This window comes from Streptomyces sp. NPDC014864, assembly GCF_043081525.1.
Lineage (GTDB): Bacteria > Actinomycetota > Actinomycetes > Streptomycetales > Streptomycetaceae > Streptomyces.
In genome coordinates this window covers 48230-64380 of record NZ_JBIBWT010000016.1, presented here as the reverse complement: position 1 = coordinate 64380, position 16151 = coordinate 48230, and the positions used below count along the sequence as shown (strand labels likewise).

13 protein-coding genes and 1 pseudogene are annotated in these 16151 nt (G+C 73.1%); 7 read left to right on the top strand and 7 right to left on the bottom strand.

The genetic code is table 11. The features are described from left to right. Nucleotides 1-330: 330 nt before the first annotated feature. Nucleotides 331-1215 carry a LysR family transcriptional regulator gene (locus ACF1A5_RS26000; protein WP_392195285.1) on the bottom strand — a complete coding sequence of 295 codons (885 nt, stop codon included), beginning with the start codon at nt 1213-1215 and terminating at the stop codon, nt 331-333. A gap of 120 nt (nt 1216-1335) precedes the next feature. Between ACF1A5_RS26000 and ACF1A5_RS25995 the strand changes: the two genes are divergently transcribed. From ACF1A5_RS25995 to ACF1A5_RS25975, 5 genes are all read left to right on the top strand, one after another. Then, a complete protein-coding gene (locus ACF1A5_RS25995) occupies nt 1336-2007 on the top strand; it encodes a succinate dehydrogenase (protein ID WP_392195284.1) in 672 nt (223 codons plus the stop codon). 1 nt (nt 2008) lies between these two features. Next, nucleotides 2009-3958, top strand: a complete 1950-nt coding sequence (locus tag ACF1A5_RS25990; RefSeq protein ID WP_392195283.1) for a fumarate reductase/succinate dehydrogenase flavoprotein subunit — start codon at nt 2009-2011, stop codon at nt 3956-3958. Next, nucleotides 3955-4704, top strand: a complete 750-nt coding sequence (locus tag ACF1A5_RS25985; RefSeq protein ID WP_392195282.1) for a succinate dehydrogenase/fumarate reductase iron-sulfur subunit — start codon at nt 3955-3957, stop codon at nt 4702-4704. Before ACF1A5_RS25990 ends, ACF1A5_RS25985 begins: the two co-directional genes overlap by 4 nt. Before the next feature lie 803 nt (nt 4705-5507). Beyond that, nucleotides 5508-6284, top strand: a complete 777-nt coding sequence (locus ACF1A5_RS25980) for a GNAT family N-acetyltransferase (protein WP_392195281.1) — start codon at nt 5508-5510, stop codon at nt 6282-6284. Then, complete coding sequence (locus tag ACF1A5_RS25975; RefSeq protein ID WP_392195280.1) at nt 6284-7093, top strand: lysophospholipid acyltransferase family protein; 810 nt, start codon at nt 6284-6286, stop codon at nt 7091-7093. Before ACF1A5_RS25980 ends, ACF1A5_RS25975 begins: the two co-directional genes overlap by 1 nt. An 81-nt stretch (nt 7094-7174) precedes the next feature. Here the strand turns inward: ACF1A5_RS25975 and ACF1A5_RS25970 are convergent, their stop codons facing one another. Continuing rightward, the gene (locus ACF1A5_RS25970; RefSeq protein ID WP_392195279.1) at nt 7175-9505 is read right to left on the bottom strand and encodes an ABC transporter; all 2331 of its coding nucleotides are present in this window, start codon (nt 9503-9505) and stop codon (nt 7175-7177) included. A 137-nt stretch (nt 9506-9642) separates the two neighbouring features. On the opposite strand from ACF1A5_RS25970, the gene ACF1A5_RS25965 reads away from it, so the two are divergent. Next, nucleotides 9643-9975, top strand: a complete 333-nt coding sequence (locus ACF1A5_RS25965) for a deoxyxylulose-5-phosphate synthase (RefSeq protein ID WP_392195278.1) — start codon at nt 9643-9645, stop codon at nt 9973-9975. A 67-nt stretch (nt 9976-10042) separates the two neighbouring features. Here ACF1A5_RS25965 and ACF1A5_RS25960 read toward each other — a convergent pair. The 3 genes and pseudogenes from ACF1A5_RS25960 to ACF1A5_RS25950 all read right to left on the bottom strand — a co-directional run. Further along, nucleotides 10043-10416 (bottom strand): annotated as a pseudogene (locus tag ACF1A5_RS25960) (DNA polymerase III subunit beta); the annotation flags it as partial. 137 nt (nt 10417-10553) lie between these two features. Next, nucleotides 10554-12482, bottom strand: coding sequence for a serine/threonine-protein kinase (locus tag ACF1A5_RS25955; protein ID WP_392195277.1), 1929 nt, complete (start codon nt 12480-12482; stop codon nt 10554-10556). 262 nt (nt 12483-12744) lie between these two features. After that, entirely contained in the window at nt 12745-13758 is a 1014-nt protein-coding gene (locus tag ACF1A5_RS25950) for an LLM class flavin-dependent oxidoreductase (RefSeq protein ID WP_392195276.1), read from the bottom strand. A 350-nt stretch (nt 13759-14108) separates the two neighbouring features. Between ACF1A5_RS25950 and ACF1A5_RS25945 the strand changes: the two genes are divergently transcribed. Then, the gene (locus tag ACF1A5_RS25945; RefSeq protein WP_392195275.1) at nt 14109-15512 is read left to right on the top strand and encodes an FAD-binding oxidoreductase; all 1404 of its coding nucleotides are present in this window, start codon (nt 14109-14111) and stop codon (nt 15510-15512) included. Between the two features lie 27 nt (nt 15513-15539). On the opposite strand, the gene ACF1A5_RS25940 is transcribed toward ACF1A5_RS25945, so the two are convergent. Together ACF1A5_RS25940 and ACF1A5_RS25935 are read right to left on the bottom strand one after the other, a co-directional pair. Beyond that, a complete protein-coding gene (locus ACF1A5_RS25940) occupies nt 15540-15779 on the bottom strand; it encodes a hypothetical protein (RefSeq protein ID WP_392195274.1) in 240 nt (79 codons plus the stop codon). 128 nt (nt 15780-15907) lie between these two features. Continuing rightward, nucleotides 15908-16123, bottom strand: a complete 216-nt coding sequence (locus ACF1A5_RS25935; protein ID WP_392195273.1) for a dodecin — start codon at nt 16121-16123, stop codon at nt 15908-15910. Nucleotides 16124-16151 lie beyond the last annotated feature (28 nt).

The following is a 16151-nucleotide window of genomic DNA, read 5'->3' as shown; positions in this document are numbered from 1 at the left end:
CGCGGCGAGGCCGCTGCGTTTGTGTCCGCGTCGGGGCGCGTGCTTCGGTCCCCGGCGGGCCATGGCGCTTGCGTCCGCGACGCAGCCACTGCGCTTGTGCGCGCGACGGGGCGCGTACTTCCGGGCGTGACCGGCCGTTTGCATCCGTGACGGGACCGCTCGGTTTCGGCCGTTACCGGGCCCGTGCGCCCCCGCCGCTCGGCCCACACCTCGCCACCCGATGCCCGGCCTGCGGGCGGGCATCCGGGACCACGATCCGGCCCTCCGCCTGCCGCCCCCGGCCCGCCGTCCGTCCCGCGGTTTCCGTCCGGCGCCCAGGCCGCGACCACCTCACCGCTCCAGCAGCATCCGCTGGAGTTCCCGGGCCGCCCGCGGTGGGGCCACGTCGCTGCGGTGGGCCAGGGCGATGGTGCGGTGCAGGCCGGGCGGGGCCAGTGGGGTGACGCGCAGGCCGCGGCCGGACCGGGTCGCGACCATGCGCGGGACGACGGCCACCCCGAGCCCCGCCCGGACGAACCCCAGCACGGCGTCCATCTCGCCGCCCTCGACCGCGAAGTCCGGCTCGAAGCCCTCGGCGCGGCACGCGGCGACGGTCAGTTCCCGCAGGTCATAGCCGTGCCGGAACATCACCAGACGCTCGCACTCCAGGTCCGGCACCCGTACCGTCCGCCGACCCCCGCCCGGCGCGGACGCCTCAGGCGACGACACCACCACCAGGTCCTCGCGCAGCAGCTCCACCGTGGTCAGCGCCGGGGACGGAGTGGGCAGCGGGAGCACGACCAGCGCCAGGTCCAGGGCCCCGCGCGCCAGTTCCCGTACGAGGTCGTGCGAGCCGCCCTCCTCGACCAGCAGCCGGATGCCCGGATAGCGGTCGTGGAAGGCGCGCAGCACGTCCGGCAGCAGCCCGGTGCACAGGCTCGGCGTCGCGCCGAGCCGCACCCGGCCGCTGCGCAACTGCGCCAGCTCCTGCACCTCGTGCCGGGCCGTGTCCGCGTCGGCGAGGATGCGGCGGGCCAGCGGCAGCAGCGCCTCGCCCGCGTCGGTGAGCGTGATGTTGCCCCGGGCGCGCAGGAACAGGTCGGCCCCCAGCTCCCGCTCCAGGGCCTTGATCTGCTGGGACAGGGACGGCTGCGCGACGTGCACCAGCTCGGCGGCCCGGGTGAAGTGCCGGGTCTCGGCGACGGCGACGAAGTACTGGAGCTGCTGGAACTGCACGCTGCCATCATAGGCCCCAGCTATCGAAACGAGCCGGAGCATGTCTTGGACCGATGGGGCCGTTCGGCCCTAGCGTGCTGAGTCATGGCTCTGGCAACGAGGACGGACCGACGGCCGTCCATGGCACGCACCGTGTGGGACTCCACCGTCGGCAAGAAGACCGTGATGGCGGTCAGCGGACTCGTCATGCTGCTGTACCTGGTCGCCCACATGATCGGGAACCTGAAGATCTACTTCGGGGCCGGCGAGTTCAACCACTACGCCCACTGGCTGCGCACCGTCGGCGAGCCGTTCATGCACTACGAGTGGACGCTCTGGATCGTCCGGGTCGTGCTGGTCGCGGCCGTCGTCGCGCACGCCGTCTCCGCCTTCCAGCTCAGCCGCCGCGACATCAGGGCGCGCCCGGCGAAGTACGTCCACAAGAGGCCCCGGGCGAGCTACGCGACCCGCACCATGCGCTGGGGCGGGATCATCCTCGGCCTGTTCGTCGTCTGGCACCTCCTGGACCTGACCACCGGCACGGTGCACTCCGGCGGCTTCCAGGAGGGCCGGCCGTACCAGAACGTCGTGGACACCTTCTCCACCTGGTACGGCGACGTGATCTACATCGTCGCCATGCTCGCGCTCGGCCTGCACATCCGGCACGGCTTCTGGAGCGCCGCCCAGACCCTCGGCGTCGGCAGCCGCACCCGCGACCGCGCCCTGAAGACCCTCGCAAACGTCCTCGCGCTGCTGCTCACGGCCGGTTTCATCGCCGTACCCGTGGGTGTCATGACCGGAGTGGTGAGCTGACATGACTGCTTACGCCGACTACCGCACGGGCGACCCGGTCGCCGACACCAAGGCCCCGTCCGGCCCGGTCCACGAGCGCTGGGACAAGCGCCGCTTCGAGGCCAAGCTGGTCAACCCCGCCAACCGGCGCAAGCACACGGTGATCGTCGTCGGCACCGGACTCGCCGGCGGATCCGCGGGCGCCACCCTCGCCGAACAGGGCTACCACGTGGTCCAGTTCTGCTACCAGGACTCCCCGCGCCGCGCCCACTCCATCGCCGCGCAGGGCGGCATCAACGCCGCGAAGAACTACCGCAACGACGGCGACTCGGTCCACCGGCTCTTCTACGACACCGTCAAGGGCGGCGACTTCAGGGCCCGCGAGTCCAACGTCCACCGCCTCGCGCAGATCTCCGTGGAGATCATCGACCAGTGCGTGGCGCAGGGCGTCCCCTTCGCCCGCGAGTACGGCGGCCTGCTCGACACCCGCTCGTTCGGCGGCGTCCAGGTCTCCCGCACCTTCTACGCCCGCGGCCAGACGGGCCAGCAGCTCCTCCTCGGCGCCTACCAGGCGCTGTCCCGGCAGATCGCGGCCGGGAACGTGGAGATGCACCCGCGCACCGAGATGCTCGACCTGATCGTCGTCGACGGCCGGGCCCGCGGCATCGTCGCCCGCGACCTGATCACCGGGAGGATCGACACGTACTTCGCGGACGCCGTCGTCCTCGCCAGCGGCGGCTACGGCAACGTCTTCTACCTGTCGACGAACGCCATGAACTCCAACGCGACCGCGATCTGGCGGGCTCACCGGCGCGGCGCGTACTTCGCCAACCCCTGCTTCACCCAGATCCACCCCACCTGCATCCCGCGCACCGGCGACCATCAGTCCAAACTCACGCTGATGAGCGAGTCGCTGCGCAACGACGGCCGTATCTGGGTGCCGAAGGCGCGGGGCGACGACCGCCCGCCGAACGAGATCCCCGAGGACGAGCGCGACTACTACCTGGAGCGCGTCTACCCCTCCTTCGGCAACCTCGTCCCCCGCGACATCGCCTCCCGCGCCGCGAAGAACGTCTGCGACGAGGGCAGGGGAGTGGGCCCCGGCGGCCAGGGCGTCTACCTCGACTTCGCCGACGCCATCGAGCGCATGGGACGGGCGAAGGTGGAGGAGAAGTACGGCAACCTCTTCGACATGTACGAGCGGATCACCGCGGAGAACCCGTACGAGGTGCCGATGCGGATCTACCCCGCCGTGCACTACACGATGGGCGGCCTGTGGGTCGACTACGACCTCCAGACCACGGTCCCCGGCCTGTTCGCGGTCGGCGAGGCCAACTTCTCCGACCACGGCGCCAACCGCCTCGGTGCCTCCGCGCTGATGCAGGGCCTGGCCGACGGCTACTTCGTCCTGCCCGCCACCATCAACGACTACCTGGCCCGCCACCCGCACCAGGACGCCGTCACCGCCGAACACCCCGCCGTCCGGGAGGTGGTGGCCCAGACCGAGGACCGCCTCCACCGGCTCCTCTCCGTCGACGGCGACCGCACCCCGGACTCCTTCCACCGCGAAGTCGGCGAACTGATGTGGGAGTTCTGCGGCATGGCCCGCACCGAGACCGGCCTGCGCAAGGCCCTGGAGCGCATCCCGCAGATCCGCGAGGAGTTCTGGCGGCGCATCAAGGTCCCCGGCACCGGCGAGGAGTTCAACCAGTCCCTGGAGAAGGCCAACCGCATCGTCGACTACCTGGAACTGGCCGAGCTGATGTGCCTGGACGCGCTGCACCGCTCCGAGTCCTGCGGCGGCCACTTCCGCGAGGAGTCGCAGACCCCGGACGGCGAGGCCGCCCGCAGGGACGAGGAGTTCTCGTACGCGGCCGCCTGGGAGTTCACGGGTACGGGCCTGGCCCCGACCCTGCACAGGGAAGACCTGGTCTTCGAGTACGTCCACCCCACCCAGCGGAGCTACGCATGAGGCTCACCCTGCGCGTCTGGCGGCAGAAGAACGCCGACGCCGACGGCACCATGTCCACCTACGAGGTGGACGGCATCTCGCCCGACATGTCCTTCCTGGAGATGCTGGACGTCCTCAACGAACGGCTCATCCTCTCCGGCGAGGACCCCGTCGCCTTCGACCACGACTGCCGCGAGGGCATCTGCGGCGCGTGCAGCCTGGTCATCAACGGCGACGCGCACGGCCCCGAGCGCACCACCACCTGCCAACTGCACATGCGGTCCTTCCGCGACGGCGACACCATCGACGTCGAGCCGTGGCGCGCCGCGGCCTTCCCGGTCGTCAAGGACCTCGTGGTGGACCGCTCGGCCTTCGACCGGATCATCCAGGCCGGCGGCTACATCACCGCCCCGACCGGCTCCGCCCCCGAGGCGCACGCCACGCCCGTGCCGAAGCCGGACGCCGACCTCGCCTTCGAGCACGCCGAGTGCATCGGCTGCGGCGCCTGCGTCGCCGCCTGCCCGAACGGCGCGGCGATGCTCTTCACCTCGGCCAAGGTCAACCACCTGAACGTCCTGCCGCAGGGCGCGCCCGAACGCGAGACCCGGGTGCTGGACATGGTGGCCCGGATGGACGAAGAGGGCTTCGGCGGCTGCACCCTGACCGGCGAGTGCTCCACCGCCTGCCCGAAGGGCATCCCACTCATGTCCATCACCAGCATGAACAAGGAGTGGCTCCGGGCGACCCGCAAGGCGGCCAGGCGGTAGCGCCGCCCGGACATCGGACGTTCGCCGGCAGTGTGCGGACGGGCGGAACCGGAGATGTGGTGCTCAACTCCGGTTCCGCCAGGCACACTACGGCTGGTACGGCAGGGCCGAACGGGGGAATGCCGTCCGTTTCGGGCGGGTCACGGCTGACGCCCCCCGCCGCCGCACCGCATGGCTGTCGGCATGGCGGTTCTTTCCCCCACCGAGCAGCGCGCGGACGACGGCCCGGCGTCCGAAGCACCACACGGCGACCAGAGAGCGACGACGGTCGGACTGTGGGGCCGGCCGGCGCCGGCCACCACGGCCCTGGCGATGTACCGGATCAGTGAACCTCCTGCTCGGCCGCGACGAGTTGACCGGCTGGGACATGGCCGGCCGCAGCTTCGCCCAAGTGCTGGCCACGGTGCGGCGGGTGGACGTGGTGCTGGACACGACCGAGTGCGCGGAGCCGGCCCGATGCCTGCGAGGCGAGAAGCGGATCTGGCTGGTGGCGGCCGGCAACACCCCGGATCCGCTGCTGGGGCTGCCCGCCGGCCAGGCGGCCGCCCTGCGGGCCCACTACCGAACCCCCTGGGCGGAGCGGCCCAGCGGTCTGGCGGTCTGGCGGTCTGGCGGTCTGGCGGTCTGGCGGTCTCCCTGCTGGTACGCACCAAGTAGGGGGCGGCTGCCGGGGTGCCGCCCCCCCCGGCATTCAGCAGCCGCACATCCACGGGTCCCGTGCCGGACACGCCGAGGCCAGTCGGCCACGGAAGAAGTGGAAGCAGAAGATCCCCTCATGCTTCCGTCCGGCACTGGAGACCGTCATGACCGCCCTGCCCGTCTCGCCCCCCGCACGCGCCGCCGCGCCCGGCGCCTCCGGCCATCTGGTCTCGCTCGCCCGGGACCAGGACGACGTCCGCGCCGCGCAGCGTCTGCGGTACCGGGTCTTCGCCCAGGAGATGGGCGCCCGGCTCGACGGCCCCGAGCCGGGTCTGGACGTGGACGCCTTCGACGCGTACTGCGACCACCTCCTGATACGGGAATCCGGCACCGGCGAGGTCGTCGGCACCTACCGGTTGCTGCCGCCGGAGCGGGCCGCGGTCGCCGGACGCCTCTACGCCGAGAGCGAGTTCGAGCTGGCCCCGCTGGACGCGATCCGCCCCGGCCTGGTCGAGGTGGGCCGCTCCTGTGTGCACCCCGACCACCGGGACGGCGCCGTGATCGGGCTGATCTGGGCCGGGATAGCCCGCTACATGGTGGACCGCGGTCACGAATGGCTGGCCGGCTGCTGCTCGATCCCGCTCTCCGACGGCGGCGCGCTCGCCTCCGCCACCTGGGACCGGGTCCGGGCCAAGCACCTGGCCCCGGAGGAGTTCCGGGTACGGCCGCTGCTGCCGTGGATCCCGCCGGACGCGGCGGGTCCGGCGGCCGGCCCCGAACTTCCGCCGCTGCTGCGCGGCTACCTCCGCCTCGGCGCCTGGGTGTGCGGCGAGCCCGCGTACGACCCGGACTTCGGCGTCGCCGACCTGTACGTGCTGCTCTCCATGCGCCGGGTGAACCAGCGCTACCTGCGCCACTTCCTCTCCCTCGTCCCCGCCTGATGAGCGCCTGGCTGCCCGGCGCGCCCTGCACCCCGCGGGCGTGCGTGGAGGCGACGAGGTCCGTGGCGGCCGTGCCCCGGGCCGTGCTGCGGCTCACGGCGGTGGCGGCCCTGGTCCTCGCCGGGGTCGCGCTGTCCCCGTTCGGCGACCGGATCCCGGCGGACTGGACACGGCGCTGGTGCCGGGCGATCGTCCGGGCCTGCGGCGTCCGCGTCCGCGTCACCGGGACCGCCCCGCCCTCCGGCGGCCTGCTCCTGGTCGCCAACCACATCTCCTGGCTGGACGTCCCGCTCCTCGCCGCGGTACGCCCGGCCCGGATGCTCGCCAAGACGGAGATCCGCCGGTGGCCGGTGGCGGGCGCGCTCGCGGCCCGCGGCGGCGCCCTGTTCATCGAACGCGACCGGCTGCGCGCCCTGCCCGACACGGTCGCGCGCATCGCCGGGGCACTGCGCGGCGGCGCCGCCGTCGCGGCCTTCCCCGAGGGCAGCACCTGGTGCGGCCGGTCGCAGGGCACCTTCCGCCGGGCCGTCTTCCAGGCCGCCCTGGACGCGGGCACCCCGGTCCAGCCGGTCCGCATCCGCTACCGCGCCGCCACCGGAACGGCCAGCACGATCCCCGCCTTCGTCGGCGAGGACACCCTGTTGGCGTCGCTGTGGCGGGTGGCGTCCGCCCGCGGCCTGATCGCCGAGGTCGAGGTACGCCCCGCTCTCGCACCCGGCAGCCACCCGGACCGCCGCACCCTGGCCCGCGCCGCCGAACCGGGCACCGCGGGCGAGCCCCGCTGGACACATACGGCACTGGTGGCGTGAGCCCCGCCGCAGGGGGCTGAGGGCGGTCCGCAGAGGCCGGAGCGGCCCCGGCGTGTCAGGCCGTCCCGCGATCTCGCCCGCTCACCCCAGAGCCCGGGCCAGGTAGGGCGCCGTGGCGCTGCCCTCCGTCCGGGCCACCTCGGCCGGTGGCCCCGCCGCCACGACACGGCCGCCCTCGTCGCCGCCGCCCGGCCCCAGGTCGACCACCCAGTCGGCGCCGGCCACGACCGACATGTCGTGCTCGACGACGATCACCGTGTGCCCGGCGTCGACGAGTCCGTGCAGCTGGCGCATCAGCACCTCGACGTCGGCCGGGTGGAGGCCGGTCGTCGGCTCGTCCAGCACATAGAGGGTGTGGCCGCGCCGGCCCCGCTGCAACTCGCCGGCGAGCTTGATGCGCTGCGCCTCGCCGCCCGACAGCTCGGTCGCGGGCTGGCCCAGCCGGAGGTAGCCGAGGCCGACGTCGAGGAGGGTGCCGAGGCTGCGGGCCACGGCCGGGGTGTCGGCGAAGAACTCCGCCGCCTCTTCCACCGTCAGGCCCAGCACCTGCGCGATGTTCCGTCCCCGGTAGGTCACTTCGAGCGTCTCGGGGTTGTAGCGCGCCCCGCCGCAGTCCGGGCACGGCGTGTACGTGCTCGGCAGGAACAGCAGCTCCACGCTCACGAACCCCTCGCCCTGACAGGTCTCGCACCGCCCTCCGGCCACGTTGAAGGAGAAGCGCCCGACGCCGTAACCCCGCTCACGGGCCTCGCCGGCGGCCGCGAAGACCTTCCGCACGACGTCGAACAGCCCGGTGTACGTGGCCAGGTTGGAACGCGGAGTGCGCCCGATCGGCCGCTGGTCCACCGACACCAGTCGTCCGACCCCCGCCAGGTCCTCCGTGATCTCACCGATCAGCGTCGACTTCCCCGACCCCGACACACCGGTGACGGCGGTGAAGGCGCCGAGCGGGAACTCGGCGGTCACCGCCCGCAGGTTGTGCCGGGTGACCGGTCCCACCTCCAACTGCCCCCGTCCCCGCCGGACTTCCCGCACGGCTGCGGGGGAGTGGTCGAACAGGAAGCGGGCCGTGGCCGACTCCGCCACCCCGGCCAGCTCCGCCACCGGCCCGCTGTGCAGCACCCGCCCACCGTGCTCTCCGGCCCGCGGACCCACGTCCACCACCCAGTCCGCGCCCCGCACCACATCGAGGTGGTGCTCCACGACGAACACCGAGTTGCCCGCCGCCTTCAGCCGCCGCAGCACCCTCGACAGTGCCTCGGTGTCCGCCGGATGCAGCCCGGCGGACGGCTCGTCGAGGACGTACACCACCCCGAACAGCCCGGACCGCAGCTGTGTGGCGAGCCGCAGCCGCTGCAACTCGCCCGCGGAGAGCGTGGGCGTGGCCCGGTCGAGACCGAGGTAGCCGAGGCCGAGCTCCACCACGGGAGCGATGCGGACCTTCAGATCGTCGGTGAGGACGCGCGCGACCTCGGAGGTCCCGTGGAGCAGGCCGGCGAGCTCGGTGAGCGGCAGCGCGGCCAGCTCGGCGATCGTCCGGCCCGCGAAGGTCACCGCCAGCGCATCCGGACGCAGCCGGCTGCCACCGCAGGCCGGGCAGGGCACGCTGGTGAGGAAGCCCTCCGCCTTCGCCCGCAGGGCCGGGCTCTTCGAATCGGCGAACGTCTTCATCACATACCGCCGGGCACTCATGTACGTCCCCTGGTACGGCCGTTGGATGCGGTCGGCGTCCCGCACCGGGTGCACGGTCACCACCGGCTGCTCGTCCGTGAACAGGATCCACTCCCGCTGCCCGGCGGGCAGTTCGCGCCAGGGCCGGTCCACGTCGTACCCGAGCGCGTCGAGGATGTCCCGCAGGTTCTTGCCCTGCCAGGCACCCGGCCACGCGGCGATCGCGCCCTCCCGCACGGACAGCGAGGGATCGGGAACGAGCAGTTCCTCGCTCGTCCGGTGCACCCGCCCGAGCCCGTGGCACTCCGGGCACGCCCCGGCGGCCGTGTTGGGCGAGAACGCGTCCGAGTCGAGCGGCTCGGCGCCCGGCGGGTAGTCACCGGCCCGGGAGAAGAGCATCCGCAGGGAGTTGGACAGGTTCGTCACCGTCCCCACGGAGGAGCGCGACGTGGGCGCCGCCCTCCGCTGCTGCAGGGACACGGCGGGCGGCAGGCCGGTGATCTCCCCGACCTTCGGCGCCCCGACCTGGTGGATCAGCCGGCGGGCATACGGCGCCACCGACTCGAAGTACCGCCGCTGCGCCTCCGCGTAGACCGTCCCGAACGCCAGCGACGACTTCCCCGACCCCGACACCCCCGTGAACGCGACCAGCACGTCCCGCGGAATGTCGACATCGACACCCCGGAGATTGTGTTCCCGGGCACCGCGGACACGGACGTACGGGTCGTGGGGGGTGTGCATGGTGGGGACTCCGGGCGGGACTGCGGGAAGGCGGGGCCACGAGGGGCAAACCACGCAATAGTATGCGAGGCCGTCCCCCGCGCCCCGAGGCCGAAAACGTGTCGCTTCCTCGCTCGCGCCGCGTCTAACGTGGGGCCGTGTCCGCAGCAAAGACCTCCTTCCTCTGCCTGCCCTGCCGGGCCTCCTTCAAGCAGCCCTACGACCGGGACAGGCCCGACCGGATCTGCCCGAGCTGCGCGGGCCCGCTGATCCATGTGGGCTCGGCCTTCGCCGCGCCTCCGCGCCGGGACCGGGCGGCCTGGCGGGTCCTCTCCGTCCTGCTCCACGCGGGCGTCGGCTTCCACAAGAGCTGCTGCGGGGGGCCGGGTTACCGCCCGCGCAACCTGCGCGAGATCCGTGAGCGGATGACCCACGCCCGTCGCAGCGGCGAGTCCCTCAACAAGGCCCTCGTCCGCTACGACGTGCCGTGACCGGGAGCGCCCCGGTGCGGGGCCGGTCGGCGGAACGGCCCCGGCACGATCCGTAGGAGAGACCCTGGTCCTCCAGGCGCACCGGCATCAGGATCGGGAAGGTCTCCTCGTCGTCGGGCCGGCGGATCGCGAGGGGAGCCACGGGGGCGCCGACTTCCACGATCAGTTCGTCCCGCGCGCCCGCGGCGAGCGCCTCCAGCGGAAGTCGCGGTTGACGGCGACGCGGTTCTCGTCGTCGTCACCGGCGTCGCGGACGGTGACCGTGCCGCCGTCCGCGACGCCGAGCACGCTCAGGTCGCAGGGCAGGCCGTCCTGCTCGCGCACGTCGCCCGCCCGCCCCGTCTCCGGCGCCTTCCGGAAGACCGCCACATCGACGAAAGCCCGGCGTCCGGCAGGGAGGCTGACGAGGCGGCGGTAGTCGGGGAAGCCGTGGGACCAGCACCCCGGCACGGTCGTAGAACCGCAGCGCGCTCACGCCCAGTCCGCTGCCGCGGGCCATCTCCCCAATACTGCGCAACTCGCTCTCCACACCCGGGACTCTGGGCCCTCGACCGGGTCGAGGGCCAAGCCGCCGTCCGTCAGGCAGGGCAGTCGGCCAGTGTGGTGGCCTTGCCCCAGCGGATCATCAGGTAGTGGTTGCCGCCGATCACGGCCACGGCGTAGCGGGTGTACGGCCAGGCATCGCCCGCGAGGTCCCTCTGGTTCACGAGGGCCCGGCACGCCTCGCCCGCGGTCATGGCGGCCCAGGTCCCGACCTGCTTCTGGTTCCACGTCCCGTAGTCCGACCACACGTACATCGCCGAGTTGCCGGGGTCGAAGCCCACCTTGAGCTCCGCGTTGCCGAGCACGCGATCGGTGCCGAGCGTCGGGCGCATCCCGTTGGTCCGCTGGATGATCGTCCGGGCGGCGTGGTCCGCGACCCGGATCTCGTCGCGGTCGGTGCTGGGGATCATCGCCTGCCCGAGCCCCTGCTCGTCCGGCGTCCAGCCCTGCACCGCACCGGAGTCCTGGTCGGTGCCGGAGCTGGGGGAGGTGTCATTGTCGGCGGCCGACCTGCACTGCGTGTTGGTGACGAAGTCGTCCTGCCAGGTCACCTGCGGGTCCTGGTCCGTCCCCTCCCGCACCATGACGTAGGTGCGGTACGGCAGGTTCGGGTGCACGCGGAGCACGACGTCCCTCAGCGTCTCGCACATCGACCTGGCGATCTCCGTCTCCGCGTACATCGTGCCCTGCTCGTCGGAGGTCAGCCGGTACGAGAGGTAGACCTCCCGGCGCGGCTGATGGAATCGCACGGTCCCCGGAGTGAAGTCGACGCCCTCGCTCAACTCCTGTGCGAGGACACCTTGGTCGTGCAGCACCCCGCGGGCCACGTCGTGCTCGCCCTCGCCCTGTGCCGTACGCGCTTCCGCCCAGCTCTGCGCACTCGCCGAGTCGGCGTTCGCCGCCTGCCGCTGCTTGGCCTTGCCGTCCGTTCCGGCGGAGGAGGAAGGGGTGGCCGAGGCGGGCTGCCCGCCGTCCCCGGCGTCGCCGGGCATCAGGGCCACCACGCCACCGGCCAGGGCGCCGACGACGGCGGCAGCGACAACCAGCATGCCCAGCCGGCGCTTTCGGGAACTGCTCCTGGGCACGTGCCAGGTCGGATCGTCGCCGGGCGGAATGTCCCAGAGGGCCTCGACCATGTTCCCCGCCTGGGTGGGCAGCGCGTCGGCACTCACCACCTGGGTGGCCTGGGAGGCGAGCAGTTCCCAGCACTCCTGGGCGGCCTCGGCGGCCGACGGACGGTCCCCGGGTTCCTTGGCCAGGGCCCGCTCCACGACCCCGCGCAGGGGGCCGGGGACGCCCTCCAGGTCCGGCTCACCCGACATCACACGGAACGCGACCACGTCGGGCGCACCCGTCCCGAACGGCATTCTCCCGGTGGCCGCGTAGGCCACCAGCGCACCCCAGGCGAACATGTCGCCCTCCGGCCCGGTGGCCCCCGTCCGGTACTGCTCGGGGCTGATCCAGCCGGGGGTCCCGGTCATCACTCCGGTGCGGGTGACGCTGGTGCTGTCGGCGGCGTGCGCGATGCCGAAGTCCAGCACGCGGGGGCCGGAGGGCGTGAGGATGACGTTCTGCGGTTTCACGTCGCGGTGCACCACGCCGACGGCGTGGACGGTGGCCAGCGCCTGCGCGGTGGCGGCCGCGAGCGTGTAGAGCGTCCCCGCCGTGGCGAGCGCTCCCCGCGCGGCCACGTGCTCGTTCAGGGTCGGGCCGGGGACGTAGGGGGTGGCCAGCCACGGGGTCTCCGCGTCCGTGTCGGCGGCGAGCAGCGGCACCAGGTAGGGGCCGGTGACGCGGGAGGAGAGTTCCACCTCGCGCCTGAAACGCGCCCTGAACTCCGGCTCCTGGGCCTGCTGCGGATGAATCACCTTCACGGCCACGCGTGTTCCGTCGGCGGCCACTCCCGCGTGGACGGTCCCCATGCCCCCGGCGCCGAGACGGCCGATGATCCGGTACGGGCCCATGCGAGAGGGGTCGCCGGGACGAGCCGGCTGCACTCTGGCACCGGAGCCGATTTCACTCACTGATTCTTCCTTCTCCGGTTCCCCGCAGGCCGGTTCCCGGCGACCCCCGACCGGGTGACGGCAACGGCAGCGCCCTCCCGCCTGCGCGGTCCCCTCCCCGGCCGTCTGCTTGCGAACCGCGAGTCTATGCCCGGTACCAGTTGAAAGTCAGTCAGGTGCGGTATGCCCGCCAAAAGTTGCGGAGACCCCGGTCCATGGACGGTCAGGACCGGCGAGTCCCGGCCGTGAAGATCCGGGCCAGGCGGCGGTAGGAGTCCAGCAGGGCCGTGCGGTCGTACGTGCTCGTCGTGACGAGGAGTTCCTGGGCGCCCGTCTCCTTCAGGACCGTCTCCAGTTCGTGCGCGACCTGCTCCTCGGTGCCGGCGAGCTGTCCGGCGAGGCCGGACTCGTAGCGGCCGCGCTCCTTGGCGGTCATCGGCAGGGACTCGACGCGGTCGGCCGGTGGCAGGGGAGGGAAGGTGCCGTGGGTGCGGGCGTGCGCCATGGACCAGGCCTCCGGGATCAGGATGCGGCGCGCCTTCTCGGGCGTGGCGGCCACGGCGACCGTGCCGGAGATCACGACGTACGGCTCCCCGGCCCACGGGGAGGGACGGAAGGCGGCGCGGTACCGGTCGATGCCGCGCAGCATCCTCTCGCGGTCGCGCAGGTCGCCGATGACCATGGGCAGGCCGGCGCGGGCGGCGATCGCGGCCCCTTCGCCCATCGCCAGGACGAACGGCGGCACGCTCAGGCCCTCCGCCGGACGCGCGTGCACGCCCGTCGGCGATGTGCCCCGGAACCAGCCGAGCAGTTCGTCGAGCTGCGCCGCGAAGTCGTCGGCGTCGTCCTTGCCGCGGCCCAGCGCCCTGCGTACACCGTCGGTGAAGCCGACCGAGCGCCCCAGCCCCATGTCGACGCGGCCCGGAAACAGCGCCTCCAGCACGCCGAACTGCTCGGCCACCACCAGGGGCCGGTGGTTGGGCAGCATCACCCCGCCCGTGCCCACCCGGATGCGGCTGGTCGCGGCGGCGACGGCGGCCGCCAGCACGGTCGGCGCGGAGCCGGCCACGCCGGGCACGCCGTGGTGCTCGGACACCCAGAGGCGGTGGTAGCCGAGGGTCTCCACCTCCCGCGCCAGCCGTACGGTGTCCCGCAGCGCCTCGGCGCCGGGGCGGCCCTCGCGGGTGCGGGAGCGGTCGAGCACGGAGAAGCGGACGGAAGCGATCGCGGAACTCACACGGGGTTCAACGCCCGCCGGCGCCGGGGATTCCCGCGCCCGCCGTCACTCCCACGACGACCGTGGTGCTCCGACTGCGGCGGGCGCCAGGACCGCGGCCGGTACGACAGCTCCACGCCGAGCCTCCGACCGGTTGCGAGGGGCCCGGGAGCGCACCAGACTCGAAGCGGTGAGACAGGCCCGCCTCACAGGCCGGCCTGCCACGTGCGGTGCCGCTGCCCGCGGACAGCGGGTCGAGCGCGCACCGTATCGACAGCGCGAACGGATCCCTGTGCACGCCCCCGATCCGCCCGGACGTCGCACGCCGCGCGTCCGTCCGCGGATCATCCTCTCCCAGCGGGGTGCCGGCCATGGGCGACATGAACGCAACTGCTCTGGAAAGCCTGCGCGAGGCGCTGCGGGGACCCGTCGTCACCCCCCAGGACGCGGGGTACGACGAGGCCCGCAGCATCTACAACGCCATGATCGACCGGCGTCCCGCCGCCATCGCGGGCTGCACCGACGTCGCGGACGTGCGGGCCACGCTCGCCTTCGCCCGGGACGCCGGGCTGGACCTCGCGGTGCGCGGCGGCGGGCACAGTGGGCCGGGACTGTGCGTGGTGGACGGCGGGCTCACGCTGGACCTGTCGCCCATGCGCTGGGTACGGGTGGACCCGGTCGCGCGCACGGCCCAGGTCGGCGGCGGCAGCCTGCTGGGCGACCTCGACCACGCGACGCACACCTTCGGCCTCGCCGTGCCCGCCGGGATCCAGTCCACCACCGGGGTCGGCGGCCTCACGCTGGGCGGCGGCCACGGCCACCTCACCCGCAGGTTCGGGCTCACCGTCGACAGCCTGGCCGCCGCCGACGTGGTCCTCGCCGACGGCTCCTTCGTCACCGCGTCCGAGGAGGAGCACCCCGACCTGTTCTGGGCGCTGCGGGGCGGCGGCGGGAACTTCGGCGTGGTCACGTCGTTCACGTTCCGGCTGCACCCGGTCAGCACGGTCGGTGTCGGTGTGACGCTCTGGCCGGTCGACCGCACCCCCGAGGTGCTCCGCTGGTACCGGGAGTTCCTGCCCGCCGCGCCGGAGGACCTCTCCGGCTTCTTCGCGCTGCTGGCCGTACCGCCGGCACCGCCCTTCCCCGAGCCGCTCCACGGGCGGAAGGCGTGCGGGGTGGTGTGGTGCCACACCGGCGAACCGGACGCGGAGCGGCTGGAGGAGGCGCTGGCCGTGGTGAACGAACCCGCGCCGCCCGCCTTCCACTTCGCCACGCCGCTGCCGTATCCCGTCCTGCAGACCATGTTCGACGACCTGCTGCCGAGGGGCCTGCAGTGGTACTGGCGCGGCGACTTCTTCGACACGATCCCCGACGCCGCGATCGAGGTGCACCACAAGTACGGGGAGAACCTGCCCACCGACCGGTCGACGATGCATCTGTACGCGGTGGACGGGGCGGCACGCCGTCCGGGCGCCGACGACACCGCCTGGGCGTACCGGGACGCCGTATGGTCCGGCGTGATCGCCGGAATCGATCCCGACCCCGCCAACGCCGGTCTGGTCCGGCAGTGGTGCGTCGACTACTGGAGCGACCTGCACCCGCACTCCATGGGCGGCTCCTACGTCAACTTCCTGGGCGCGCAGGAGAGCGCGGACCGCGTCCGCGCGACCTACCGGGGCCACTACGACCGGCTGGCCACCGTCAAGCGCGTCTACGACCCGGAGAACTTCTTCCGGGCCAACCAGAACGTCGCGCCGGTGCCGTCGCACGGGTGACGCGTCGTCGGGGACGCCGCGGGCGCCTCACGGGCCGGACGTGTGGCCCTCCGGCTCCGGTCCCCAGTACTCCGGCCCGCCGCCGCGCCAGTCGATCAGTGGGGAGACGGTGACCTCCGCGGGGTCGACCTCCAGGCCGGCGCGCCGCAGGAACTCGGCGACGTCCCCGACGTTGTACGCCAGCCCGAGGATCTCGCCGTTCACACGGACGCGTCGGCCGCCGGTCGGGGAGGGCGGGTGCACGATCACGGGCAGTGCTCCGGACATGTCTCCATGATCGGGGGTACGGCCCGGGCCCGCATCCGGGCGGCGGCCGGAACCCGCCGGCTCGGCTCGTCCCGGCTCTTGCTCCGGCTCGTGCGGCCGGGGGAGCCGGCTCGCGGGGCCGGGGACGGTCAGTCCGCGTCCTCGATGCGGAAGCCGAGCTTCAGGCAGACCTGGTAGTGCTCGATCTCGCCGTTCTCGATCTGCCCCCTGACCTGGGTCACCTCGAACCAGTCCAGGTTGCGCAGGGTCTGCGAGGCCCGGCTGATGCCGTTGCGGATGGCCTGGTCGAGACCCTCGGTCGAGGTGCCGACGATCTCGGTGAGCCGGTAGGTGTGGTCGGTCATGCGGGTGCTCCTCTACGCCGCTGAGGGT